This window comes from Streptomyces sp. NPDC058307 (assembly GCF_042880295.1).
Classification (GTDB): Bacteria; Actinomycetota; Actinomycetes; order Streptomycetales; family Streptomycetaceae; genus Streptomyces.
This window is the reverse complement of the sequence record NZ_JBHVYZ010000011.1, coordinates 40,158-61,947: the sequence shown is the minus strand read 5'-3', so window position 1 is coordinate 61,947 and position 21,790 is coordinate 40,158. Positions and strand designations below refer to the sequence as shown.

19 protein-coding genes are annotated in these 21,790 nt (G+C 72.8%); 15 read left to right on the top strand and 4 right to left on the bottom strand.

Features of this window, described 5'->3' with window-relative positions:
- From ACFVYN_RS10880 to ACFVYN_RS10840, 9 genes are all read left to right on the top strand, one after another.
- On the top strand, window positions 1–1,000 hold a 1,000-nt coding region (locus ACFVYN_RS10880), incomplete at its 5' end, for a glycosyltransferase family 4 protein (protein ID WP_389995622.1).
- Window positions 997–1,737, top strand: a complete 741-nt coding sequence (locus tag ACFVYN_RS10875; protein WP_389995619.1) for a class I SAM-dependent methyltransferase — start codon at window positions 997–999, stop codon at window positions 1,735–1,737. The genes ACFVYN_RS10880 and ACFVYN_RS10875, both read left to right, overlap by 4 nt.
- The gene (locus ACFVYN_RS10870; protein WP_389995857.1) at window positions 1,734–5,945 is read left to right on the top strand and encodes an alpha-(1->3)-arabinofuranosyltransferase family protein; all 4,212 of its coding nucleotides are present in this window, start codon (window positions 1,734–1,736) and stop codon (window positions 5,943–5,945) included. Before ACFVYN_RS10875 ends, ACFVYN_RS10870 begins: the two co-directional genes overlap by 4 nt.
- Complete coding sequence (locus ACFVYN_RS10865; RefSeq protein WP_389995616.1) at window positions 5,942–7,309, top strand: condensation protein; 1,368 nt, start codon at window positions 5,942–5,944, stop codon at window positions 7,307–7,309. Before ACFVYN_RS10870 ends, ACFVYN_RS10865 begins: the two co-directional genes overlap by 4 nt.
- The gene (locus ACFVYN_RS10860) at window positions 7,306–8,040 is read left to right on the top strand and encodes a methyltransferase domain-containing protein (RefSeq protein ID WP_389995614.1); all 735 of its coding nucleotides are present in this window, start codon (window positions 7,306–7,308) and stop codon (window positions 8,038–8,040) included. The genes ACFVYN_RS10865 and ACFVYN_RS10860 overlap by 4 nt, the downstream gene beginning before the upstream one ends.
- A 24-nt stretch (window positions 8,041–8,064) precedes the next feature.
- Window positions 8,065–8,970, top strand: coding sequence for a hypothetical protein (locus ACFVYN_RS10855; protein WP_389995855.1), 906 nt, complete (start codon window positions 8,065–8,067; stop codon window positions 8,968–8,970).
- Window positions 8,967–9,176, top strand: coding sequence for a Trm112 family protein (locus ACFVYN_RS10850; protein ID WP_352383532.1), 210 nt, complete (start codon window positions 8,967–8,969; stop codon window positions 9,174–9,176). Before ACFVYN_RS10855 ends, ACFVYN_RS10850 begins: the two co-directional genes overlap by 4 nt.
- Window positions 9,173–10,006: an FkbM family methyltransferase gene (locus tag ACFVYN_RS10845; RefSeq protein ID WP_389995611.1), complete on the top strand. Its 834-nt coding sequence runs from the start codon at window positions 9,173–9,175 to the stop codon at window positions 10,004–10,006. Before ACFVYN_RS10850 ends, ACFVYN_RS10845 begins: the two co-directional genes overlap by 4 nt.
- On the top strand, window positions 9,972–10,571 hold the full coding sequence (locus ACFVYN_RS10840; protein ID WP_389995608.1) for a hypothetical protein: 600 nt from the start codon (window positions 9,972–9,974) through the stop codon (window positions 10,569–10,571). Before ACFVYN_RS10845 ends, ACFVYN_RS10840 begins: the two co-directional genes overlap by 35 nt.
- A 37-nt stretch (window positions 10,572–10,608) precedes the next feature.
- Here the strand turns inward: ACFVYN_RS10840 and ACFVYN_RS10835 are convergent, their stop codons facing one another.
- On the bottom strand, window positions 10,609–11,673 hold the full coding sequence (locus ACFVYN_RS10835) for a MerR family transcriptional regulator (protein WP_389995606.1): 1,065 nt from the start codon (window positions 11,671–11,673) through the stop codon (window positions 10,609–10,611).
- 126 nt (window positions 11,674–11,799) lie between these two features.
- On the opposite strand from ACFVYN_RS10835, the gene ACFVYN_RS10830 reads away from it, so the two are divergent.
- From ACFVYN_RS10830 to ACFVYN_RS10815, 4 genes are all read left to right on the top strand, one after another.
- Window positions 11,800–12,672, top strand: a complete 873-nt coding sequence (locus ACFVYN_RS10830) for a RimK family alpha-L-glutamate ligase (RefSeq protein WP_389995604.1) — start codon at window positions 11,800–11,802, stop codon at window positions 12,670–12,672.
- 85 nt (window positions 12,673–12,757) lie between these two features.
- Complete coding sequence (locus ACFVYN_RS10825; RefSeq protein WP_389995601.1) at window positions 12,758–14,203, top strand: acyl-CoA synthetase; 1,446 nt, start codon at window positions 12,758–12,760, stop codon at window positions 14,201–14,203.
- Entirely contained in the window at window positions 14,196–15,701 is a 1,506-nt protein-coding gene (locus tag ACFVYN_RS10820) for a carboxyl transferase domain-containing protein (protein WP_389995598.1), read from the top strand. The genes ACFVYN_RS10825 and ACFVYN_RS10820 overlap by 8 nt, the downstream gene beginning before the upstream one ends.
- 178 nt (window positions 15,702–15,879) lie before the next feature.
- On the top strand, window positions 15,880–16,917 hold the full coding sequence (locus ACFVYN_RS10815) for a rod shape-determining protein (RefSeq protein WP_389995595.1): 1,038 nt from the start codon (window positions 15,880–15,882) through the stop codon (window positions 16,915–16,917).
- A gap of 27 nt (window positions 16,918–16,944) precedes the next feature.
- Here the strand turns inward: ACFVYN_RS10815 and ACFVYN_RS10810 are convergent, their stop codons facing one another.
- Entirely contained in the window at window positions 16,945–17,574 is a 630-nt protein-coding gene (locus ACFVYN_RS10810; protein WP_389995591.1) for a ScbR family autoregulator-binding transcription factor, read from the bottom strand.
- 374 nt (window positions 17,575–17,948) lie between these two features.
- Here ACFVYN_RS10810 and ACFVYN_RS10805 point away from each other — a divergent pair, with 374 nt between their 5' ends.
- Window positions 17,949–18,449 carry a hypothetical protein gene (locus ACFVYN_RS10805; RefSeq protein ID WP_389995852.1) on the top strand — a complete coding sequence of 167 codons (501 nt, stop codon included), beginning with the start codon at window positions 17,949–17,951 and terminating at the stop codon, window positions 18,447–18,449.
- A gap of 43 nt (window positions 18,450–18,492) precedes the next feature.
- Here the strand turns inward: ACFVYN_RS10805 and ACFVYN_RS10800 are convergent, their stop codons facing one another.
- Together ACFVYN_RS10800 and ACFVYN_RS10795 are read right to left on the bottom strand one after the other, a co-directional pair.
- On the bottom strand, window positions 18,493–19,407 hold the full coding sequence (locus ACFVYN_RS10800) for a DUF4231 domain-containing protein (protein ID WP_389995588.1): 915 nt from the start codon (window positions 19,405–19,407) through the stop codon (window positions 18,493–18,495).
- 282 nt (window positions 19,408–19,689) lie between these two features.
- A complete protein-coding gene (locus tag ACFVYN_RS10795) occupies window positions 19,690–20,619 on the bottom strand; it encodes an anti-sigma factor RsbA family regulatory protein (protein ID WP_389995585.1) in 930 nt (309 codons plus the stop codon).
- Window positions 20,620–20,979: 360 nt separating this feature from the next.
- Here ACFVYN_RS10795 and ACFVYN_RS10790 point away from each other — a divergent pair, with 360 nt between their 5' ends.
- Window positions 20,980–21,651 carry an ANTAR domain-containing protein gene (locus tag ACFVYN_RS10790; RefSeq protein ID WP_389995582.1) on the top strand — a complete coding sequence of 224 codons (672 nt, stop codon included), beginning with the start codon at window positions 20,980–20,982 and terminating at the stop codon, window positions 21,649–21,651.
- Window positions 21,652–21,790 lie beyond the last annotated feature (139 nt).

Here is a 21,790-nt window from a genome sequence, read left to right as displayed (position 1 = left end):
CGCCGACGGACTGACCCGCCTGGGCCACCAGGTGACCCTGCTGTGCGGCGGCCCGGCCTCCTACCGGGACTACCGGGTCGTGTCGGCGGGTGGCGAGTTCGGCCACTACCTGCGCGCCCGTACCGCCTTCGCCCGCCAGGTCGGCGAGACGGACCTGCTGGTCGAGGTCTGCAACGGCATGCCGTACCTCGCGCCCCTGTGGCACCACGGCCCCACGCTGTGCCTGGTCAACCACGTGCACACCGACCTGTGGAAGATGCGGTTCGGCGGGCCCCTGGCGCCGGCCGCCCGGATCGGGCGAAGACTCGAACACTGGGCGCTGGCCGGTGCGGCGGCCCGGCACCGGAGTCTGCTGGTCGCCGTGTCCCCCTCGACGGCACACGCCCTGCGGGCGATCGGTGTCGAGCGGGACCGCATCCGGGTCGTGCACAACGGCGTCGAGGAACCGGAACCCCTGGTTCGCCGCTCGCCGGAACCGCTGTTCGTGGCCGTGGGCCGGCTCGTCGAGTACAAGCGGATCGACCTGCTGCTCAGACTCTGGGAACGGGTGCGGCCGGTGACCGGCGGCCGGCTCGTGATCGTCGGGGACGGCCCCGAACGGCCCCGGCTGGAACAACTCGCCGGTCCCGGCGTCGAGTTCACCGGGCACGTCACGGAGGCCGAGAAGCACCGGCTGCTGTGCGAGGCGTGGCTGCTGCTCCATCCCTCCGCCGTCGAGGGGTGGGGGCTGGTGGTCACCGAGGCCGCCACCCGCGAGACGCCGACCATCGCCTTCGACGTGCCCGGACTGCGGGACTCCGTCGTGGACGGGGAGACGGGCGTGCTCGCGCAGGGTGAGTCCTCGTTCGCCGCCGCCTGGTGCACCCTCGCCCTGTCGGGGCACCGCCGCGAGCTGATGGGCAAGGCGGCCCGGGACCGGGCGGCCCGGTACCGCTGGGACCGGACCGTCAGACAGTTCCGGGCCGTTGCCGCCGAGGCGGTGAGGGGCTGGGGACCGTGACGCGGGTGCGGGCGAAGGACCCCTCCCTTCGGCGTTCCCTCACTCTCTTCCGGGCCTTCCTCCATGAGCAGGACGACCCCGAGTCCTGCTACGCGCTGCTCGCCCGCGACGCCGTCGACCAGGTCGAGGCCTACGACGGTCCCGTCGCCGGCCGTACCGTCGTGGACGTCGGCGGCGGGAGCGGGTACTTCACCGAGGAGTTCCGCAGACGGGGCGCCGAGGCGTTCCTCTTCGAGCCGGACGTCCGCGAGCTGGGGGAGAAACCGCCCGACTCCACCGTGATCGCCGACGGCTACCTGCTCCCCCTGCGGGACGGCGCCGCCGACGTCACCTTCTCCTCCAACGTCCTCGAGCACGTGGCCGATCCGGAGATCTTCCTGAGCGAGCTCGTCCGGGTGACCCGGCCCGGCGGGCTGATCTACGTGTCGTTCACCAACTGGCTGTCCCCGTGGGGCGGTCACGAGTGGGCGCCCTGGCACTACCTGGGTGCCGAGCGGGCCCGCGCCCGCTACCGGCGCCGTACCGGAAAGGCCGCCAAGCACACCCTGGGCGAGAACCTGTTCGCCGTGCACATCGGCCCGACCCTGCGGCTGGTGCGTGCCCGGGACGACGTCACGGTCGTCTCGGCGCGCTCCCGCTACTGGCCCTTCCTCGCGGAGACCGTCGTACGGGCTCCCGGCATCCGCGAGATCGCCACCTGGAACCTCCTCCTCATCATCCGGCGGTGTCCACCATGACGACGTCCACGGTCCAGGCCCCTCCTCCGGCAGCCGTGCCCAGCACCGCGGTCATGTCGGGTCCTCCCGAGGGCCCGCGGTCGCGGAGCTGGCTGCTGGGGTTCTGGGCCGTGGTCTTCGTGCTGTTCCTCGCGGTGCACCCGGGCCGGCAGACCTTCGACACCAAGCTGGGCGTCACCACGGACCCCGGGCGGTTCCTCGCCGACCTCGGGCAGCTGTGGCACGACCAGGGCTCCTTCGGCGGCATCCAGGACCAGTACGTCGGCTATCTGTGGCCGATGCTGCCGTTCTACTGGCTGGGCCACGCCCTCCAGTTGCCGGTGTGGCTGGTGGAGCGGCTGTGGCTGTCGCTGATCGTGTCGGTCGCCTTCTGGGGCGCGCTCAGGCTGGCCGAGCGGCTGCGCATCGGCAACGGACCGGGAAGGCTGCTCGCCGCCGTCGCGTACGCGCTGTGGCCGACCTTCACCATCGTCATCGGCTCGACCTCCGCCGCCGCGCTGCCCGGCGCCTTCCTGCCCTGGGTGCTGCTGCCCCTGACCAACGAGCGCCACAGCGCCCGGATCGCCGCCCTGCGCTCGGCGCTGGTCGTCCCGTTCATGGGCGGGGTGAACGCGGCCTCCACACTGGCCAGCCTGCTCCCCGTCGGCCTGTATCTCCTCTCCCGGCCACCCGGGCCCCGGCAGCGCAAGCTGATCGCCTGGTGGGTGCCGGGCGTGATCCTGGCGACGGCCTGGTGGGTGATCCCGCTGCTGCTGCTCGGCCTCTACGGCGAGAACTTCCTGCCGTACGTCGAGAGCGCGCACACCACGACCGAGACGATGTCGGCGACGGAGGCCCTGCGCGGGGCCGGGAACTGGGTCGCCTATCTGCATCTGGGGGAGGCCTGGCTGCCGGCCGGCTGGACCGTGGCCTCCTCGGTGATCGTGATCCTCTGCTCCGCGTTCGCGGCCGGGCTCGGCCTCGCGGGCCTGGCGCGGCGGGACATGCCGGAGCGGCGGTGGCTGGTGCTGACCGCGCTGACGGCCGTCCTGGTGCTGCTCGCGGGGTACGGCGGCGCGTTCGGCGCCCCCTTCCACGGCCTGGTGCAGGACTGGCTGAACGGCGGCCTCGCCCCCTTCCGCAACATCTACAAGTTCCAGCCGGGCCTGGCGCTCGCGCTGGTGCTGGGCTTCGCCCATCTGGTGGGGGTGGCCTCCGAGCCGCGCGGGGCGAGAGCCGTCAGGGGCCGCCGGTACGCCCCGCTGATCGCGGCGGTCCTCGTCCTGCCCGGGCTGATGTGGCCGTACCTCAACGGCTCGATCCTGAACCCGGGTTCCTTCCAGGAGCTGCCCACGTACTGGCACAGCACGGCCGACTGGCTGGAGAAGTACTCCCCCGACTCGCGCGCCCTCGTGGTCCCCGCGACCGCGCACGGCATCTATACCTGGGGCTCCCCGATCGACCAGCCCCTCGACGTCCTCGCCGAGTCCCGTTGGGCGCAACGCGACTACGTCCCCTTCGGCACCCCCGGCAACCGGCGCACGACGGACGCGGTCGAGCAGGCGCTGCTGACCGGCGGTGAGATCCCCGGCCTTGCCGACTACCTGAGCCGGGCCGGCGTCTACTACGTCGTCGTCCGCAACGACCTCGACCCGGACCAGATCGGCACCGTGTCGTCCTCGGTCGTCAAGCGGGCCCTCGAACAGTCCGGCTACGAGCGGGTGACGGGCCTCGGGCCGCTCATGACGGGCGGGAAGATCGCGAACGACACCCCGCTCCAGATCGAGGGGCTGTATCCGAGGCAGCGGGCGGTGGAGATCTACCGTCCGGCGAGCGAGGACGTGCCGCGCCCCGGACAGGCCGGTCTGCTGCCGGTCGCCGACACCGCCCAGGTGTCCGGCGGCCCCGAGTCACTGCTCCCGCTGGCGACCCAACTGCGCGGCAGAGCCACGGTGTTGACCGGTGACAACCACCCCGGGCTCGGCACGCCGGCGCTCCAGATCGTCGGCGACGGACTGCGGCGCGCGGACACCCGTTTCGGGCTCGTCAACGCGAACACGTCGTACACGTACACCAGCGACGAGCGCAACGCCTCCGGCGCCGCCCAGGACGCCGGTGAGAAACCGCACCAGATCCTGCCGACGACGGGCCAGGACCACCAGACGGTGGCGGAACTGCGCGGCGCCCGCTCGGTGACGGCTTCCTCGTACGGCAACTGGCTTTTCCATCTCCCGCAGTTCGACCCGGTCAACGCCTTCGACGGCAACCCGGACACCGCCTGGGCGGAGGGCGTCGCCGGCTCGCCGGACGGGCAGTGGCTGCGGATCGGTCTGTCCGATCCCGCGTACGACATGCCCTCGTCGTTCAAGGTGACGCCGTTGCCGCAGGAGAGCGTGCGGTCGGCGGCGACCAAGGTGCGGGTGGAGACGGAGAACGGCTCGCGCACCAGCTTGCTGCGGGCCGACGGATCGACGCAGAGCGTCAAGGCCCCGCCCGGGGCGACCAGTTGGATGAAGCTCACGATCGTCGACTCGGTCGCGCGGCGGACCGGGCTCGCCGGTGCCGGGTTCTCCGAGATCGACCTGCCGCACGTGCAGGTGACCCGGCTGCTGCGGCTGCCGACCGACGCCGACCGTGCGGACTCCGCCGCCGAGGTCGTCTCCGTGCACCGGGTCCCCGACCCGGCCGGGATCTCCCCGACCGGCACCGAGGCCGGCCTGCACCGCCGCTTCACCACGGCGTCCTCGGGAACGTACTCGGTGAAGGCGAGCGCGGTGCCGATCTCCGGGGAGGAGCTCGACAGGCTGCTGTACGAGGTCACCCCCGACCAGCGCGACCGCATCACCGCGACCGCCGACTCCACAGCGACCCTCGGCACGGGCCTGTCCGCCCGCAATCTCACCGACGGCGACCTCACGACGGCCTGGATCGCGGGCGACCGCCCCACCATCCACCTCAGCTGGGACGGCAAACAGCCCATATCCGAGCTGGTGTTGGCACCCGCGGGCGGCCTCTCCACCCGGCCCACCGAAGTGGACATCACCTCGCCCGACGGCGCGACGGTCGCCGGGGTTGACGAGAACGGCGCGGTGCGCTTCCCGGCGATCACGACCGACCGCCTCGACATCACGATCACCAAGACGGCCCCGCTGGTCCTGCACAACCCGGTCGCCGACGAGGACCTCCAGCTCCCGGTGGGACTGACGGAGGCCTACCTCCCGGCCCTCGACCAGTACCGGACCCCGCAGCCAAAGGCCGACCGGACGTTCTCCCTGCCGTGCGGCAAGGGTCCGGTGACGGCGATCGACGGGAAGCTGTACCAGACGGGAGTGTCGGGCCGGATCCGCGACCTGACCGAACGGCGGGAACTGACGGTGACGCTCTGCCAGTCGGGCCGTTCCGACGCCGAGGTGTCCCTCCCCTCCGGCGAGCACGTCGTCGAGGGCGGGGACGCCGGTCCGCTCGCCCTGACCGCCATCACCCTGACCCGCGGCACGGTCGCCGAACCGACCTCCCTGACACGGGAGTTGCGAATACGGGACTGGCTGGGCGACAAGCGCGAGGTGAGCGTGGGCTCGGGCGCCGCCTCCTACCTCACGACGTACGAGAACTACAACGACGGCTGGAAGGCCACCCTGAACGGCAAGTCGCTCACCCCGCTGCGGCTCGACGGCTGGCAGCAGGGCTGGCGCATCCCCGCGGGGGCGGGCGGCACGGTGAAGCTGTCGTACGAGCCCGCGACGACGTACGACGGCGCGCTGATCGGCAGCGGGGTCGCACTGGCGGTGTTGGTGGGCCTGGTGCTGTGGCGCAGGCGCTCCCCGAACTCCGACGAGCCGCAGCCGGTGCCCCCGGAGCCGGGGGTGTGGCTCGGGGTGGTGGCGCTCACGCTGGTGGGCGTCGTGATCGCCGGGTGGTTCGCGCTGCTGGTGCCGGCCTTGGCGCTGCTCGCGTCCCGACGGCACGGGCTCCTGGTGCCGATCGCCTTCGTGGCACTGGCGGGGGCGGGGATCGTCGCGGCGGTGGGCGCGGGAGAGCCGGTGGGCGCGTCGCACGGGGCGTTCGGGCATGTGGCCCAACTGCTGGCGCTGATCGGCCTGTTCGCGGCGCTGGTGAGCGTGGGTGAGCGTGAGAGTGAGCGCGGGGCTGAGGCACCCCCCGAATCCGAGGCCCCGACACAGCACCTGCCGCCGGTCGAGGCGAGCAAGGGGAGGACGGAACCGACATGACCCCACCGACACGCATCCCGTTCCCGGTGGTCGACGAGGTCTCCCGCCACTGCCTCCAGGAGGAGGAACCGGAGACGGTCCACATCGAGGTGCACCTGCCGGGACGGCTGGACCGGTCACGGCTCCGCAAGGCGTTCCTGGAGGCCCTGCACCGGCACCCACGGATCCTGATGCGGGAGGCCCCGGGGGGCCGGTACCGCCGCCGCTACGAGTGGGAACTGACGACGGAACCGGATGTGGAGGTGGTGACCTTTCCGGAGCCGGGGCGGGATGCGCTGCGGGACGCGAGGACAAGGGCGCTGATGGAAACACCACCGCTCTCGCTGTCTCCACCCATACGACTGGAGGTGGTCGAGGAGGCAGGCCCGCCAGAGGGCAGCGAGGCGACCGACTTGGTGGGAGTGGCCCCACCTGGTAAGGGGCGCGGGGAACGGCGCGACCAGCCCCCACAGAGCGGCACCCGGCATTCGACCGTCCTCTTCCTGACTATCAACCACACAGCCCTCGACGGCCCCGCCTGCCTCCGCATCCTCGCCACGGCAGCCGAAATCTACGGCGGTAAGGACAACTCCCCCGCCGCACCCCCCACCCGCACCCCGGAACCCCCCGCACCCACCGAGAGCACCCCCTCCAACTGGTCCCGCCCCGCCCGCGTAGCGCAAGGCACCCCCGAGAACTCCCCCGGCAACGGCCTCCTCGTCACCGAACTCGCCCTCCCCCACCGCCCCAAGGGCTCCCCCTACACGGTCAACGACCAGCTCATGGTCACCACGGCCCTGACGATCGCCCACTGGAACAAGGAACACGGAGAAACCCCCCGCCCCCTCCGCATCACGATGCCCGTCGACGACCGCCCGAGGGACACCACGATGCCGATAGGCAACGGCACCCGACTGGTAGAAGTCCCGTTCTCGTCGGGCGAGTTGAAGCACGGCCCCGACGACATGCCCGCGTTCCTGCGCCGCACGGCACAACGCACGCGCGCTCTCAAGTCCCTCACCCGCCCCCAACTCGGCCACGGCGCGGGTCTGCTGACCGCCCCGGTCACCCCGGTGGCCTGGCGGGCGGCCCTGACCCGGGGCCTTCGCCGAGCCGCCGCCCCCTGGACCTCCACCACGCTCCTCAGCAACATCGGCCGCATCCCGTACCCCTTGGACTTCGGTGAGGAGGCCGGTCGCGCGCACGCCGTGTGGTTCTCGGCACCGGCGAGGATGCCCCGCGGCCTGACCGTCACGACCGCCTCGACCGCGGGCCGGCTGCATCTCGCCCTGCGCTGGTCACGGGCCCTGCTCAGCCACGGCGACGGCGCCCATCTGCGGGACCTGTTCGAGCACTACCTGCACACCACGGAGGTGGCCCCGTGAACACCACCGCACCCCCGCACCGCGGCCTCAGGGACTTCTACGAGGACCCAGCCGTCCCGGTCGCCTCCGGCACCCCCCGCTCCCTGCGCCAGGCCCGCATGCTGGCCGGGGCCCTCGGTACGGCCGGAACCGCCGCGCGCACCGTCCTGGACATCGGCTGCGGCGACGGCACCGCGGCCGCCACCGCGGCCCCGCTCCTCACCGGTCACCGGATCGTCGGCGTCGACTGGTCCCAGGACGCCCTCAGGCGGGCCCGCAGCAGGCTGGCGTACGCCGTGCGCGGTGAACTCACGGGCTCCGGGCTGCCGTTCAAGGACGCCTCCGTCGACGCCGTGCTGTTCAGCGAGGTCGTCGAGCATCTCGTCGACCCGGACTCGGCACTGGACGAGATCCGCCGCATCCTGCGCCCGGGAGGCCATCTCATGCTGTCCACACCGAACCTGGCCGCCTGGTACAACCGCGGACTCCTGCTGGCCGGCGTCCAGCCGGTGTTCTCGGAGGTGAGCCTGCGGGCGATCCACGGGCGGCCGGGGCGGGAGGTCGTGGGGCATCTACGGCTGTACACGGCCCGTGCGCTGCGGGAGTTCGTCGCGGCGGCCGGCTTCGAAGTCGTACGGCTGGAGGGGGCGCCCTTTCACGGGGTGCCGCGTCCGCTGCGCGCACTGGACCGGCTGGCGTGTGCCAGACCGTCGCTCGCGTCGATCCTGCTGCTGCACGCGCGCAAGACCTAGGGGGCGTGGACCATGTGGTGGGGAGTGGCGGCGGCCCTGTTGGCGAACACCCTGTACAGCGTCGGATTCGTGCTGGAGAAACGGGCGCTCACCGCCCTGCCGGAGGTGACGATCCGGGAACCGGTCAAGCTGCTGGGGCTGGTGCTCCGCAGCCCCCTGTGGATCGGCGGCTCGCTGTCGCTGGCGGCCGGGTTCGGGGCGCAGCTCGCGGTGTACCGGACGCTGCCGATCGCGGCCGCGCAGGGCATCTTCGTCTCCGGTCTGGTGCTGCTGGTGCTGCTGTCGGCACGGCTGCTGGGCGAGGAGACGACCGGCCGGGAGCGGTACGCCCTGGGCGCGATCCTCGCCGCGCTGCTGATGGTGGTGCTGTCGCTGAAGGAGGGCTCGGACCACGTCAGCCGGGATGCCCCGTACCAGCTGATCCTGCTGGTGTGCGTGCCGTCGCTGGCGGCGGGCGTGTGGCTGTACGGCTCCGCCGAGCGGCGCACGAGACACCGGCACCGGATGCCGACGACCGGCGTCGAGTACGGCGTCGCGGTGGGTCTGCTGTACGGGGTGAGCTCGCTCGCGATCAAGGGCGTGTCGAGTTATCTGACCTCAAGTGGGCTCGGCGGCGCGGTAGTTGAGCTGTTGGCCTCTCCGTATCCGTATCTCCTGTTGTTCACCGGGGCGTTCGGTCTGGTGATGTCGCAGGCGGCGCTGCAGCGCTGCCGGGCCTCGCTGATCGTGCCGGTGTGCACGACGGTGACCTGTCTGTACACCGCGGTGCTCGGCACGCTCTCGTTCGGCGAGTCCCTGCCCCACGATCCGCTGCGGCTCACGCTGCGCCTCTCGGGCACGGTGCTCGCGGTCGGCGTACTGCTGAGCATGCCCAAGCACGATCCGGCGCCCCAACCGCCTGTCGCTGCCAAGGAGTTGACGCCCCCATGAACCCCGACGACCCGCTGCTGCAGATCCTGGCGTGCCCGCTCGACAAGGGTCCCCTGCACCTCGTACCGCCGGACGACGTCCTCTACAACCCCCGGCTGCACCGCCGTTACCCGATCGTCGACGGCATCCCCCAGCTGCTGCCGGCCTCCGGTGAGCAGGTGACGGACGACGAACACGAAGACTTCCTGAAACGGATGACCCCATGACCACAACGGCCCGTACCTGGGCGGCGAGAGTGGCCCCCCATCTGCCCACCCGGCTCGTCGCGGCGGCGGCCCGGGCGGTGTACCCGCGCTTCGAGCCGGAGCTGGCACGCCTGGCCGAGCTGTGCCCGGCGGACTGCCGGACGGCGGTGGACGTGGGCGGCTGGTACGGGCCGTGGACGCGCCGGCTGGCGGGGCGGGCGCGGCAGGTGGTGACTGTCGAGCCGGTCCCGCATCTGGCCCGGCTGCTGACCTCGGCGGCTCCGGCGAACGTCCAGGTCGTGCAGGCCGCGGCCACGGACCGTCCGGGCACCGCCCGGCTGTGGCTGCCGCCCGGCGACGAGGGCGACCGCGGGGTGTCCTCCCTGGTCCGGCGGGACATCCACGGCCGTGCGGTGGACGTCCGCTGCGTCACGCTGGACGAACTGGGCCTGAAGGACGTCGGGTTCATCAAGATCGACGTGGACGGGAGCGAGCTGGCGGTGCTGCGCGGGGCGACGGGCATCCTCGCGCGCGACCGGCCCGCGCTCTTCGTCGAACTGGAGTCCCGGATCCAGCCGATCGCCCCGGTGGTGACGTACTTGTCCCTCCTCGGCTACGACGGCTGGGTGCTGCCCCGCGCCACCTGGGTCCCGCTGTCGGGCTTCCCCCTGGAGGCCCACCAGGAGACGGCCTCGTACGTCGTCGACCAGGGCCTCCTGCGCCGGGTCCTGCCCTTCCTGCACCGCCCGCGGTACATCAACTCGGTGCTGTTCCTGCCCGACGGCCGGCGGCCCGGTGTCAGTGCGGTGGGGGACGATGGGGACCATGTCCTCCGGAAAGCCCGCGGCTAGCCCCTTCACCGTCCACGACTTCCACCTGGTCCTGCTGCGCCGCATGGCCGACCACAACCCCGACCTGGTGGAGGGCGCCCGACACACCCTGGGCGTGTCGATCGCGGACATGCGGGAGGCCAACAAGCGCTGGCAGGCGATGGTCCGCTCCCCGCGGGCCCGCGCCGCGGCGTCCCGGTACCGCTCGGTCCTCGGCACCCCCGAGACCGTCCTCACCCGCAAGGTCGGCGACCTGGAGTGCGAGGCGTGGCTCTGGCCTCTGCCGCTCTGGCCCGACCTCCGCTTCGAGGTCCTGCTGGCCCCGAACGGCTCGACGGTGTGGAACGAATGGCTGGTCAGGGCGCCGGAGTCCAAGGGCCCCGACCTCCGCACCCTGGAAGACCTCACCCCATGGTCCTGCACGGTGGACGAGGCGGCCCGGGCCTTCCCCCCGGCCCGCCCCCTGGAGGGCACGGCCCCGACCCGCTGGGGCCTCATGTTCACGGCCCCGGACGGGAAGGGCGTACGGCGAGAGGTGGTGGCGGAGTTCACGTGGGGCCTGCTGCAACGGCTGTCGGTGCGCTGATCGGTCCCGGGCCCCGCCCGCAGGGGCGTCGGGCGCGTCAGGCCACCGCCTCCACCACGTCCGCCACCACGCAGCTGACGTTGTCCGGGCCGCCCGCCGTGTTCGCCGCGTCGACCAGGGAGTGGACGGCCTCGTCGGGGGCGGGGGCGGTGGTGAGCAGGGCGCGGATGGTGGTGTCGGGGACGACGCCCGAGAGGCCGTCGGAGCACAGGAGGTAGCGGTCGCCGGGTTCGGCGTCGTGCAGTTTCAGGTCCGGGATGCCACCGGCGGTCGTGAGTGCCTTGAGGAGCAGGGCGCGCTGGGGGTGGGTGACGGCCTCCTCCGCGGTCAGCCGGCCCTCGTCGACCAGGGACTGGACCATCGTGTGGTCGTGGGTGATGCGGAAGAGCGCGCCGCCGCGCAGGAGGTAGGCGCGCGAGTCGCCGATGTGGACCAGGGCGAGCCGGGAACCGGTCCACAGCAGGGCGGTCAGGGTGGTGCCGTTCTCGTCGGTGCCGGCCACGTCACGGACCGCCTCGCTCGCCCCGTGCACCGCGTCCGCCAACAGGTTGAGGACGTTGCCGGCCGGGAGTTCGGCGCTGTCGGCGCTGTCGAGGAACAGCAGCGCCGCCACGGCCGCGCTGCTGGCGGGGGCGCCCGCCGGGCCGTAGCCGTCGGCGACCGCGAGGAGGCGGGCGCCCGCGTAGGCCGTGTCCTGGTTGGCGGGGCGGACCAGACCGGGGTCCGAGTGGGCGCAATAGCGCAGTTCGAGCATGGTGGTGTCCTTCCTCGGTGTCGCCGTCAGCTCGTCGACGAGGAACGCGGCGAGGTCCCGCCGTACGGCCGTCTCCGCCTCGACCCGCGCCCAGTACGCGCGGATCTCGCCGGCGGCGGCAGCGGGCGGCAGCGCACACACCGTGCGGATGCGGGCCAGCGGCATGCCGAGCCGGCGCAGCCACGCCACCAGCCGGGCCTGTTCGAGCTGGGCCGGGGCGTAGTAGCGGTAGCCCGTCTCCGCGTCGACGCGTGCCGGACGCAGCAGCTCCAGCTCGTCGTAGAGCCGCAGCGCCTTCGGCGACAGACGGCACGCCCGCGCGAAGGCCCCGATCGTCAGCCACTCCATACGGCCTCCTCACGTTCCTCGCTCCTGATGGTGGGGCTTCACCGAGGGGGAAGGTAAAGGGGTTGCCGCTGTTTCCCCCGCTGCGGTTAGCCTGCCGGACGAGCCCCGATGGGAAAGGACCCCGCCGTGCCCCGAGTCGCCCTCGTCACCTACGACCCCCACCCCGAGCCCAGCAAGGACGCCGACCTGCCCGTGCTGGTGGCGGCGCTGCGTGAGGCCGGGGCCGACGCGCAGGCCGTGGTCTGGGACGACGACGGCGTCGACTGGGCCGGCTACGACCTGGCCGTCATCCGGTCGACCTGGGACTACACCTGGCGGGCGGCCGAGTTCGTGGCGTGGGCGGAGCGGTGCGGCAAGGTGACACGGCTCGCCAATCCGACGCAGGTGGTGCGCTGGAACACCGACAAGCGCTACCTCGGGGAGCTCGCCGAGGCGGGGGTGCCGGTGGTGCCGACCCGCTTCCTCGCGCCCGGCGACCCGGCCGACCTGCCCGGCGACCACGAGTACGTCGTCAAGCCCACCTCCGGGGCGGGCGCGCGGTACGCCGCCCGGTACACGCCCGAGCAGCACGACAGTGCCGTACGGCATCTGGAGCGCATGCACGCGGAGGGGCTGACCGCGATGGTGCAGCCGTACATGCGGGCCATCGACGCGGGCGGTGAGCGGTCGCTGCAGTTCTTCGGGGGCCGGCTGCTGCACGCCAGCCGCAAGCGGGCGGTCCTCGCTCCCGGTACCGCCTTCGACGCGGCGAAGGTCGCCCACCCGGGTCTGGAGCCCTGGACGCCGACCCCGGCCGAACGCGCCGTCGCCGAGCTCGCCCTGGCCGCCGTGCCGGACGCACCGGAGCTGCTGTACGCGCGCGTGGACCTCGTCGACGGGGAGGACGGGCAGCCGCGGGTGATGGAACTGGAACTGGTCGAGCCGAACCTCTTCCTGTTCCTGCACCCGGAGTCGGTGGGGCCGGTGGTGGAGGCGGTGCTGGCGGCCGCCCAGAGGTGAACAGACCGGGGAGGCTCCCGACCGCATGGGGAGGCTCGCTCCCGACCGCACGCCGAGCAGCAACGACAGTCAAGGAGTACGACGCGTGTCCTCTCTCTTCCCGGCCCTGACCGGCGCCGCGGCGGACCGTCCCGCCCTGCGGTTCGGTGACCGCTCCCTGACCTACGCGGAACTCGCCGCCGCGACCGGAGCCTTGGCCGGTCGCCTCGCCCGGTACGACCGGGTGGCCGTCTGGGCGACCGCCGAGCTGGAGACCGCGGTGGCCGTGGTGGCGGCGCTGGAGGCCGGTGTCGCGGCGGTGCCGCTCAACCCGAAGTCCGGCGAGAAGGAGCTCGGGCACATCCTGGACGACAGCGCGCCGGGCCTGCTGCTCGCCGCGCCGGGCGTCGAAGTCCCTTCAATCGCAGGCGACTTGGAACGCATCGACATCGACGTGCACGCCACCGGCGCAACTGCCCCCGACAGCTCGGCGCAGGACGGCGACCCCGCCCTGGTCGTCTACACCTCCGGCACCACCGGTCCCCCGAAGGGTGCCGTGCTCCCCCGGCGGGCCGTCGCCACCACCCTGGACGCCCTGGCCGACGCCTGGCAGTGGACGTCGGACGACATCCTCGTGCACGGCCTGCCCCTGTTCCATGTGCACGGCCTGGTGCTGGGCGTCCTCGGTCCGCTCCGCCGCGGCGGCTCGGTGCGTCACCTCGGCCGTTTCAGCACGGACGGGGTCGCCCGTGAGCTGAACGACGGCGCGACCATGCTCTTCGGCGTGCCCACGATGTACCACCGCATCGCCGAAAACCTGTCGGAGGAACCGGAGTTGGTGAGGGCTCTGGCCGGTGCCCGTCTCCTCGTCTCCGGCTCGGCGGCGCTCCCCGTGCACGACCAAAAGCGCATCACGGCCGCGACCGGGCGCCAGGTCGTCGAGCGCTACGGCATGACGGAGACCCTCATGAACACGAGCGTGCGCGCGGACGGCGAGCCGCGTGCCGGGACCGTGGGCGTACCGCTGCCGGGTGTGGAGCTGCGGCTGGTGGAGGAGGACGGGGCGACGATCACGTCGTACGACGGCGAGACGGTGGGCGAGATCCAGGTGCGCGGGCCGAACCTGTTCACCGAGTACCTCAACCGGCCGGACGCGACGGCGGCCGCGTTCACGGCGGACGGGTGGTTCCGTACGGGCGACATGGCGGTGCGGGACGCGGACGGATACGTCCGGATCGTCGGCCGGAAGGCCACCGACCTGATCAAGAGCGGCGGTTACAAGATCGGGGCGGGCGAGATCGAGAACGCGCTCCTGGAGCATCCGGGGGTGCGGGAGGCGGCGGTGACCGGGGAGCCGGACCCGGACCTGGGCGAGCGGATCGTGGCGTGGATCGTCGCGGCGGACCCTCAATCACCTCCCTCTCTCGACGAGTTGGCCGACCACGTGGCCCGCCGCCTGGCCCCCCACAAGCGGCCCCGGGTCGTCCACCACCTCGACTCCCTCCCCCGCAATGACATGGGGAAGATCATGAAGCGGGCCCTGCATGCCTGAGCGCCTGTCCGCCCGCGAGATGGTCGCGCTGCTCACCGACGACTTCTCGGAAATCCCGTACCCCGCACGGCAGTCGAAGCCCGACGGCCCGCTCGCCTGGCAGGGCTACGACGCCTCGCGCGCCCGCGCCGCCCAGCGCACCGGCGAGCAGGAGTCGGTCATCTGCGGCACCGCGCGCGTCGAGGGCACCCGAGCTGTTCTGATCGCCTTCGAGTTCGGTTTCCTCGGCGGGTCGCTGGGCGAACGTACCGGTGACCGGCTGGAGGCGGCATACCGGTATGCCCGCGAACACCGCCTGCCGGTCGTTCCGTTGGTGGCCACGGGTGGCAGTCGTATGCAGGAGGGCATGCTCGCTCTGACCCAACTCCAGCGCGTGGCGCGGGAGTCGGCCCTCACCCGGGCGGCGGGCCTTCCCCAGATCGCGGTACTGCGCGACCCCACCACGGGCGGCGGCTGGGCCACCCTGGGCGCGGGCGCCGACGTGATCCTCGCCCTCCCGGGCGCCCAGGTCGGCTTCGCGGGCTCCCGGGTCCGCCCCCCGGACGCGGACCCGACGGCTTACACGGCGGAGGCGCAGGTGGCGGCGGGCGCGGCGGACGCGGTCGTACGCCCGGAGGCGCTCCGGGAAACGCTGGGCAGGTGGCTGCGCCTGCTGGCGAGACCGTCGAGCGGAGGCCCCGGCGACGGGACAGCGGACGGTCACACCGCCACGCCATCGGGCCACCCCGGCGACAGGACCGCGCCCGGTCACACCACCAGGCCCCCGAGCGCACCCGGCGACGACACCACGCACCTTCGTACCGCCGGCGCGTCGCCCGTCGAACCCGCCCCCGTCCCGGCTCCGCTCGGCACCACCGACCTTCCCCTCACCGGGTGGGACGCGGTCCGGCGGGCCCGTTCTCCCGAGCGCCCACGCGCGGAGGCGTACCTGGACGCCTACTTCACCCACCGCGTGGCCGTATCCGGTGACCGCTGCGGCGGCACCGACCCGGGCATGCTGTGCGGCTTCGGTGAGCACGGGGGCCGCACCATCGCCTACGCCGCCCAGACCGGCACGGCGACCCGGCCCGCCGGCTACCGCACCGCCACGCGTCTGATCCGTCTCGCGGACCGCCTCGGCATCCCGGTCCTCACCCTGGTGGACACCCCTGGCGCGGCCAACGACGCCGAGGCCGAGCGCAAGGGCGCGGGCGCCGCCATCGCCGACCTGTTCACCACGGTCGCCTCCACCCGCACCCCGATCACCACCCTCCTCATCGGCGAGGGCGGCTCCGGTGGCGCCCTCGCGCTCGCGGCGCCCGACGCCACGTACGCCACACCGGACAGCTACTTCTCCGTGATCGCACCGGAACTGGCGGCGGCGATCCTGAAGCGAGCCCCGGAGGAAGTCGAGTCGACGGCGGATCAGCTGCGGATCCGGCCGCAGGATCTGGCGGAGCTCGGGGTGGCCGCACTCCCCGAGGGGGAACCCAGTCGTGAGCGACCTGCGGCCCCCTGACTGCGCATCACCCACCCTTACGGAACGCCCCCATAAGAGGTAGGCCACAAGACCCCCCATTCAGCCGCACCCCACCCGGCCCCCTAATAAAGGCGCCCCCTCCCCCGCCCCCGCACGATGCCACTAAGCCCCGCCACCCGGCGCGGCCCCACGGTCTGTGCTCTCGGGAGGACCTGCCATGACCGCCAGTCTGGAGCAGCTGCGCCGCTGCCACTTCGCCGTCGACCTGGGCGCGGCGCGGACGCGGGTCTACGTGAAGGGGGCAGGGCTCGTCGTCGACCAGCCGTCGGCCGCCGCCGTGAACACCCGTACCGGCGCGCTGATCGCGGTCGGTGAGTTCGCCGAGAAGATGACGGGCCGCACCCCCGACTACATCCGCGTCGTACGCCCCGTCTCCGGCGGCACCGTCGTGGACATCGAGATGGCCCAGCGGATGCTGCGCCACCTGCTCGGCGACAGGATCCGCCGCAATCTGCGCCGCAAGCCGCGCCTGCGGGCCGCCGCCTGCACCCCGCACGACGCCGACCCGCTGGCCCAGCGCGCGGCGATCGAGACGCTGGTGGGGCTCGGGGCGCGGCGCGTGGAGCTCGTGGACACCCTCATCGCCGCGGCCGTCGGCTGCGGACTGCCCGTCGAGCGGCCCGAGGCCACCATGATCATGGTGTGCGGGGCCGCCGCCACCCAGGTCGCCGTGCTCTCGCTCGGGTCGATCGTGACCGCCGAGCGCGTCCCGGTGGGCGGCGAGGCCGTCGATCACGCGATCGTCCAGCACCTGCGTCACGAGCACGAGCTGATGCTGCCCAGTCAGTCCGTACGACCGCTCCAGCTCGCTCTGTCCGGCAACGGCCTCACCCCGCAGGGCCCGACCTCCACCGAGATCCACGGCCGGGACGTCGCCACCGGCCTGGCCCGTTCCGTGCGGGTCGACACCGCCGCCGTACGGGACGCGATCGAGACCCCGCTGACCGCCGTGCTCGACGGCATCGGCCGGGTGCTGCGCAACTGCCCGCCCGACCTGGTGGCCGACCTCGCCGACCGCGGGATCATGATGGTCGGCGGCTCCGCCCTGCTCCCCGGACTCGACCAGATGCTGCGGCAGGCCACCGGGATGCCGGTGCACATCGCCGAGCGGCCCGACGTCTGCGCCGTACAGGGACTGGGGTACATGCTGGAGGGCCGGATCGAGCCGCTGTCACTGAACCCGCTGGCCACCTGAGGCACGACGGGCGTCCGGGAACCCCTCTCAGGCCATCTCCGGCACGCGCGCCCCACCCTCGGGGTGGAAACGTTCCAGCCGCCGCGGCGGCACGATGCTCGGCAGCAGCATCTCCCACATGAGGGTGGTCTCCTCGGTCAGGTCGGCCCGCCCGCTGAGGACCTGGGAGCTGAGCTGCAGCCCGGTCCAGGAGCCGACGATCAGCCGGGCCACCCGCCCGGGGTCGAGGTCCGCCTTGACGTCCCCGCGCTGCTGGGCCTGGACGAGGCACTCCCGGAAGCGCTCGATCCACCGGGTGTACGGCTCGCTCACGATGCCCGTCCTGGAGCTCTGGTCGAGGACCAGCCGGATGCCGGCCCGTACCCGGACGTCCGCCACCAGCAGCCGGGCCATGGAGTGCACGATGTCGATGACGGTCTGCACGCCGGGCCTGCCCGTGTCCGTGACCGGCTCCAGGGCGGAGAACTGCTCGTCGACGAGAGCTCGGGCGAGCTCCTCCTTCGAGCCGAAGTGGAGGGACAGCGCGCCCTTCGTCGCCCCGGCCTCCTTCGCGATGTCCCCGAGCGACGTCCCGTGATACCCCTCGGCGTCGAAGGCGCGGGCCGCCGCGTCGAGGATGGCCGACCGGGTGACCTCCGCGCGTTCCTGTCTGACCATGCGTCGAACCCCTGCCTGTGTCACGACGAGCTCCGGTGATCAGTCTGCCCCGTCGAACGAGGGGAGTTGAGATGGCGGACGGAATCCGGGAGGGGGTCGTCGGCGCGCACGCCGAGCGGGGACGGGGGGTCGCACCATCCCTCTCCCGGCGCTCACGGCGCTAAACGATTTTCAGGTCACGGCAGTCGTCGGCCGGGAGCGGCAGCCGGGTGCGGCCGGGCCGGGCGGATGCCGTCCGATGAGCCCGGTGTGAGCAGGTGCGCCCCTGTATGCTCCCCGCCGGCGGCGCTACGGTGTAGGTTCCGACGGCTGTGGGAGGCTCTCTGGTGACGAGCGGAACCGCGACGACCCGACAGGCCGGAAGCCATCCCACAGTGACCGCACCGGCCCCCCTCTCCGTCACCCGGATCGGCGTGACCGGGCACCGCTCCATCCCCGGCCCGGTCCTGCCGGGCGTGCGGGCCGAGATGCGCAGACAGCTCGGCGGCGGCGTCCTGGAGGCCTTCACCTGTCTCGCGGCCGGCGCCGACCAGCTCTTCGCGGACATCGCCCTGGACTGCGGTGTCCCGGTGACGGCGGTGATCCCGGGCATGGACTACGAGGCCCATCTCGACGACGACGCGGCACGCGCCGGGTACCGCAGGATCCTCCGCGCCTGCACGCACCTCGTCGAGCTGCCGCCCGAGCCGACGCACGAGGAGGCGTACTTCGCGGCGGGCCGCTGGGTCGTCGACCACTGCGACCGTCTCATCGCCGTGTGGGACGGCCGCCCGGCCCGGGGCCTCGGGGGCACCGGCGACGTGGTGGCCTACGCGCGCCGGACGGGGGTCCCGGTGACCGTCCTGTGGGAGCCGGACGTGCGGCGAGAGACCTGACGGCACATGCGCTGACCCTGACGGCACAGTCGCTGACTGTCCGTCAACTACCGAACCTGCCCAGCCAGTCCGAGTGCTGCGGCGACACCAGCCGCTCCGCCTCCGCCACCGCCAGGGCCCAGCGGTCCTCGGTCACGGTCGTGCTCATCTCGACCCGCAGGGTCTCCAGATCCTGCTCGACGAGCGAGTGCGCGTAGGTCAACGGCCGGTGCCTGCGCACCTCCTGCCAGGCCACGCCGGCCGCCGCGGACGCGCTGAACACCCCGGTCAGGTCCCAGCCGCCGAGCATCCCGGCCGCCCTGAACACGGCGGCGAGCAGGGCCAGCAGGGTCAGTACGGCGGTCACCGACGACCACTGCACGGAGGCGCGGTGGGCCTGCGCGGCACGACGCCGGTACCAGGCGTGCTGTTCCATGAGCCGCTCGCGCAGATAGACGTCCCGCCGCACCGGGAAGGGCTTCCCCCGCACCCGCCGCATCACCGGCGTGATCTGGCCCTCGCCGCGGGCGTGGGCGCCGTTCCTCGAGTCCTCCCAGCCCACCTTGCGCATCTCCCTGAGCCGTTCCTCGACCCGCTCCGCGAACAGCGCGTCGGCGTTGGCCACTTGGGAGTGGAAGATGCCCCCGTGCACCATGTACTGCCACGCGAGGGACTTCAGCATCTCGGCGACGGCACGATGGGCCTGCCAGCGTGCGCGGGCCCGACGGCGCGTGGTGTGCAGACCGAGACCGATGGTCAGGGCGTACAGCAGCGCGGCGAGGAATGCCGGGACATGGCTGTCCAGGCGTTCGGCGAGCATGGCCGAGGTCGTGGCGGCCAGCAGGACGATCAACTGGGCGCGCACGGCACGGAACGATTCACTTTGATGGATGATCGCGAGTTGATCGTTGACGCGGAAGAGCGGGGGGAGGTCGTCGTCGTTCCATGTCGTGCCAGGACCCGGAATAGCGGCGCTCATGAACCACCCCCGACGACAGGCTCCCCGGACATCCGAGTATGAGGGCGCACGCGCCCCCTAGCCATGCTCCGGAGCCGGTCGGCTGCCCCACAGCGCCGAGTCGAAGGTGGTGGGACGCCTCCGGACACCCGACACCCGGACATCCGGCCGCGAGTGCGAATCTTGCCCACACGGGCGTACGGCGAAACGGACCCGCAGGTCGAAGGGGGCCGGGGCCGGGGAGACCGGCGCGCTTCGGCCACGGAAGGAAGCCGCGCGGATCATCGCCCGTCCCGCCCCGTGTCAGCAGGCGAACCAGCAGCGGACCGTCGTGCCGTCCGGCCCGGTGTGCACCCGTACGAGGTCGGCGACGAGGTTGACCATGAGGAGGCCGCGGCCTCCGAACTGGTCCCGGGAGGGCGGCCGGCGTCCGGCCAGCGGGTCGGTGAGGTGTCCCCGGTCGCGGACCTCGCACACCACGTGCCCGTCCTCGGCCCACACCCGCAGCAGGCCCGAACCGCCGCCGTGCACCACGCTGTTGGTGGTCAGCTCGGCGACGGCCAGCGCCAGGTCGTCGAGCCGGGGCCGCAGCAGCCCGAACCGCTCGGCCGCGTCGGACGCGAAGTGCCGGATCTCGCCGAGCACATCGGCGACGAAGGCGTGGGCGGCCACCTCCGGGGCCGGGGGCAGCGGGGCGTTGTAGCGGGCGTGCACGCCCTCGACGTCGTACCGTCCGCTCTCCTCCGCCCGGCCGGAGCCGGCATCGAGGACCGTGGGGTGGGTGGCGTAGGCGTCGGCGACGGCCTGCGGGGCGAGGCGCCGGGTGTCGTACGGGCACAGGATGGTGACCTCGCGGCCCTGGAAAGCGGCGTTGATCAGCGCCTCGTGCTGGACGCAGGCGGGGTACTCGGTGGCCGAGCGGCCGGCCCAGATCGGTTCGCCGACGATCCGCACCCGGGTGCCGGGCGGCTGGGCGTCGGCGAAGGCGCGCAGCACCCCGGGGATGATCCGGCCGGGGTTGCGCCCGGCCTCCCGCATGTCGAGGAACCGTACGGCCTTCCCGGCGCCGATCGCCGCCTTCAGCAGCCGCAGGTTCTCCGTCGGCACGGCCACGGCCACCGGTTCCCCGGCGGTGAGCGCCTCGTGCACGAACGGCACCACGCCGGCCAGGTACTCCCGCTCGTCGCGGTAGAAGAGCGCGGGATGCACGAACGGATCCGCGGCTTCGGCCACGGCGTTCACAGCGGCCGCACCGGGTTTCCGCTCGCCCGAAGGCGGCGGCGCCGTGGTGCCTCGTCCAGCCGTGGTGCCTCGTCCAGGATCCTCACGCCGACTCCCCACTGCTGAACCCACTCCGTCCCTTCCGATACGTCTCCCCTTCCGAAACGTCTCGTGTCGGTACTTGGACTAGACCGCGTTTACCCCCGGAGTGCGCCCGTCACGCCCCGGCGGCCGGGTGTACTCCCCGACCGGCCGGGCAGGCGCATCCCAGCACCGCCGGAGCCCGCACCGCCACACCCACGGCCGGGGCCGGGACCCGGCGGCCATCGGTGACTCAACGTCGTGACGACTGTGGGGAGCAGCGAGGCGGACATGAGCTCAGCCACACACACATCGCTCGCAGGGCGGCCGGACACCCCGGCCATCGACAGCAGCGTGGAGGGGGGCAGGGCCGTGCTCGTCCCCCGCGGCGATCTGGTCCACGGCTGCGCGGACGCCCTGGGCAGGACCCTGGCCGGACTGCCGGACGACACCGACCGGGTCGACCTGGACATGACCGGCGTGACCTTCATGGACCCGACGGGACTGCAGTTCCTGGAGGTCCTCGACACCTACGCCCGCCACCGGGGCATACGGGTGTCGGCGACCGGCTGGAACGACCAGCCGCGCCGCGTCCTGGAGACGGCCGGTCTGGATCCCGACGATCCGCTGCACGGCCCCGCGACGCGCTGGGAGCCCGTGCCCTCCACCATGGTCCTGGAGCGCACCCGGCAGCTGGACAGGCTGCGCACGGAGGTCCAGCAGCTCCGGCAGGCGATCCTCACCCGCCCGGTCATCGACCAGGCGCGCGGGGTCCTGATGGCCACGCACGCCTGCTCCCCGGACGAGGCGTGGAACATCCTGCGGGAGGCCTCCCAGCTCTCCAACACCAAGCTGCGCAAGGTCGCCGCGGTGGTCACGGCCGGTGCCGAGGGCGGTGGCCCGCAGCCTCCGCCCGAGCTGCGCGAGGCGCTGCGGACCGCGATCGACCGCTGTCTGAACTGACCGGCGGCCGGATCGGTCGGACGGGCGTCAGTACGGCAGCAGCCGTCCCGAGGGCGTCCTGCGGTCGATCTCCGGCTGCCGGGTGTCACGGGAGGACGAGGGCCGACGGGTGACGCGAACGCGGATCTGGCGGTTCATG

Bases quoted from the DNA above. Each gene is read 5' to 3' on its own strand.
- ACFVYN_RS10820 (WP_389995598.1), top strand. From the start codon at position 14,196: ATGCCTGAGCGCCTGTCCGCCCGCGAGATGGTCGCGCTGCTCACCGAC.
- ACFVYN_RS10790 (WP_389995582.1), top strand. From the start codon at position 20,980: ATGAGCTCAGCCACACACACATCGCTCGCAGGGCGGCCGGACACCCCG.
- ACFVYN_RS10850 (WP_352383532.1), top strand. From the start codon at position 8,967: ATGAACCCCGACGACCCGCTGCTGCAGATCCTGGCGTGCCCGCTCGAC.
- ACFVYN_RS10800 (WP_389995588.1), bottom strand. From the start codon at position 19,407: ATGAGCGCCGCTATTCCGGGTCCTGGCACGACATGGAACGACGACGAC.
- ACFVYN_RS10845 (WP_389995611.1), top strand. From the start codon at position 9,173: ATGACCACAACGGCCCGTACCTGGGCGGCGAGAGTGGCCCCCCATCTG.
- ACFVYN_RS10810 (WP_389995591.1), bottom strand. From the start codon at position 17,574: ATGGTCAGACAGGAACGCGCGGAGGTCACCCGGTCGGCCATCCTCGAC.
- ACFVYN_RS10815 (WP_389995595.1), top strand. From the start codon at position 15,880: ATGACCGCCAGTCTGGAGCAGCTGCGCCGCTGCCACTTCGCCGTCGAC.
- ACFVYN_RS10835 (WP_389995606.1), bottom strand. From the start codon at position 11,673: ATGGAGTGGCTGACGATCGGGGCCTTCGCGCGGGCGTGCCGTCTGTCG.
- ACFVYN_RS10840 (WP_389995608.1), top strand. From the start codon at position 9,972: ATGGGGACCATGTCCTCCGGAAAGCCCGCGGCTAGCCCCTTCACCGTC.
- ACFVYN_RS10870 (WP_389995857.1), top strand. From the start codon at position 1,734: ATGACGACGTCCACGGTCCAGGCCCCTCCTCCGGCAGCCGTGCCCAGC.
- ACFVYN_RS10865 (WP_389995616.1), top strand. From the start codon at position 5,942: ATGACCCCACCGACACGCATCCCGTTCCCGGTGGTCGACGAGGTCTCC.